2 protein-coding genes and 1 pseudogene are annotated in these 2,543 nt (G+C 60.8%); all 3 read right to left on the minus strand.

Translation table 11 applies throughout. The features are described from left to right. Window positions 1-50 precede the first annotated feature (50 nt). Complete coding sequence (locus QJT82_RS45245) at window positions 51-1,085, minus strand: TrbI/VirB10 family protein (RefSeq protein ID WP_080687015.1); 1,035 nt, start codon at window positions 1,083-1,085, stop codon at window positions 51-53. Next, the gene (gene trbG, locus QJT82_RS45250; protein ID WP_028344502.1) at window positions 1,082-2,116 is read right to left on the minus strand and encodes a P-type conjugative transfer protein TrbG; all 1,035 of its coding nucleotides are present in this window, start codon (window positions 2,114-2,116) and stop codon (window positions 1,082-1,084) included. Before trbG ends, QJT82_RS45245 begins: the two co-directional genes overlap by 4 nt. Further along, window positions 2,113-2,466, minus strand: a pseudogene (trbF, locus tag QJT82_RS45255) (conjugal transfer protein TrbF); the annotation flags it as partial. The gene trbG and the pseudogene trbF, both read right to left, overlap by 4 nt. Window positions 2,467-2,543 lie beyond the last annotated feature (77 nt).

The raw sequence follows: 2,543 nt of genomic DNA on the forward strand, positions 1-2,543 counted from the left end.
AAAGGCGGACTTCTCTTGCTTCGGGTATCATCCCGACCTTGAATCACGACTCACGTTCCAAGAAAAGTGGGTACTAGTTCGGTCCCGACCGCCAGAAACGTCGATAGTGCCGCAGCCTTGAATAGCTCTGCCCAGTGATTGTCGACTTGGTCTTCCAGACCCGCATACCCAGCGCTATCAGCGCCAGGCTGCCGCTCGAGAACGATAGAATGTCCATTCGGCATAATCAGCCGCGTCCAGACCAGTAGGACACGGGACTGGCCGAAAGTAACCTGACTATCGTATGTGCCGATCAGACGCGCTCCCTGAGGCACAAGCAGAAAGCGGCCGGTCGGCGTGTCAAAAACATTCTCGGTGACCTGCGCGGTAATTTGGCCCGGCAGGTCCGATCGGATCCCGGTAATCAGGGCTGCCGGAATGACCGTCCCAGCCTGCACGACATATGGTGAAGCCGGCTTGGTGATGCGGTCGGGGCTGACCGTGCGACGGTCCACAGAAGCATTCACGAAGGCAAGCTTTCGGTCTTGACCGTTCTGCGCCAATCCGTCGTCGCCAGTGCTCGATAAGTTCGGCGACGCGACGCGGTCGCCTTCAACAGCCGCAGCGGCAGGCGGACGTCCTTCTCCTCCCTTGGTCGGAGCGAACAAATGGCTAATGCGGGCTGCCTCCGTCTCCTGGTCTCGGCGCTGCTGTTCCGCATCAGCCCCGATCGCCGGCGAGTGGCCTTGGGCAGCAAGGATTGGCCGACCGAGGTCGCCAGGGAGTGGCGGACCAAGCTGCGGTATTGGCTGGCGCGGAACGCCAGCATAATCCTTCGGCAGCGTCGTAAGGCCATCGGCAACATTGTGATGGTCAGTGCTGTAGAGTTCATCGGCCGCCTGGTTTCGGGGACGATTGTTCTGCAGCGACCACAGGACTGCTCCACCAATGACAAAGAGGGCAAGCGCACTCCCTCCGGCCAGGACTTTTCGCGACAACCGTGTCACGCGCGGATGCTCCGCTCTCAGTCGGAAGCTTTTGGACTGCTCCTCTTGTGTCTCCGGCGGATCTGCTTGCTCGTGATCGTTTCCACTCTGGCTGATCATGACGACGGCCTCCCGTCGGTCCTGACAATCCTGACCTTTTGCTGGCGCTCACTGCCGAGCCTCAGTTCAGCTGCTCCAAACAGCCGATCGACGATTAACACGTTACCGTAGGCGCGATAGTTGACGAGCTCGGTCTTCCCGTCAGGGCCGATGACAAAGAGCGGTGGCATCTCTCCCTGGACGATACCTTTAGGGAATTCGACGTAGACCTTGCGGCCATCGTCGTATGCGGCGAGCGGCCGCCAGGGTGGACTGTCCCCTTCAATGGCATAGCGGGAGATACGCTGCCCTGGATCCGGAAGAGGGGGTCTCAGAGCGACTGAACGGGATCGTTCGCGCGCTGTTTCAGGATAGTACCAGGCAACAGACGGCATATATGGCCGCTCGCGGGAGCGGAGCTCAATGAGGTAGGTGCGCCGGTCGGTATTGACAACGAGGTTAGTCTCGATCGATGCGCGGGTCGGCTTGACCAGGATATGGACGCGTCGCGTATCGCCGCTCCCGCTCTCAGTATCGCCTACGACCCAGCGTACGGTATCTCCGGCCGCGATGGGCCCTGATCCCGTCAGTTGCTCTCCCTCCTCGAGCGCGACGTCCGTGATCTGCCCCGGCGCGGCATAGATCTGATAGAGCGCCCCGGGACTGTAGGCGTAGATCTGCGCTGCGTTGAAATATCCCCGCTTCCGCGGTTCGACCCGGGCTGCGCTGTTTGCCGTCTCAACCCGGCTCACAGGGTCGGGCTCTTCCTTCCCTCCTGACTTGCCGCCGAGAGCCGGTTTCCAGAGCGGTGGAACGTGAAGCGGTCGCGACTTGTCATCCAGAGGCGCTGGCGGCGCCGGCGGCGGCGGGATTTCCGCGTCATAGCTGATCTGTGGCGGGATGTAGGTCGCGCACCCACCGAGCGCCGACGAACAAACCAGAAGAGCGGATAGAAATGCTCGCTTCGATGTCACGAGCTCGGACCAAGTCGAATTGCACCTACTGTACACGATAGGACGCTTCGAATAAACGTAAGACGGGGTCTTGGTCACTGACTCAACTCCTTTGACCAGTTGATGGCGCGGACATAGACGCCAAGGGGATTCTTGCGCAGGCGTTCGGCATCGCGCGGCATCTCGATCACGACGGTGAGAATTGCGGTCCAACGCTCGGTCGAACTCAGCGAGCCATTATCGTAGGTGCGCTGGATCCATGCGACCCGAAAGCTTTCTGAAGACGCGCGAATGACGCTCGACACGTCGACGGAGATTTGCGCCTTACCCAGTTTGGCAAAAGGGTCATTGTTGCGCGCGTAGTCGTTGAGCGCAGCGGCGCCGCGATCGGTTGCAAAATCGTATGCCCGGAGCCAGTTTTGGCGCAGAACGATGCCGTCGGCCGGAAGGTGCCGCGCGGCGAACAGGATGGAAGTGGAGCGTCGACCATGATGAGAGGGCTACGCCGGGCTCGTGACGCAGGGAG

Source organism: Bradyrhizobium sp. Mp19, from assembly GCF_029952935.1.
GTDB classification, from domain to species: domain Bacteria; phylum Pseudomonadota; class Alphaproteobacteria; order Rhizobiales; family Xanthobacteraceae; genus Bradyrhizobium; species Bradyrhizobium elkanii.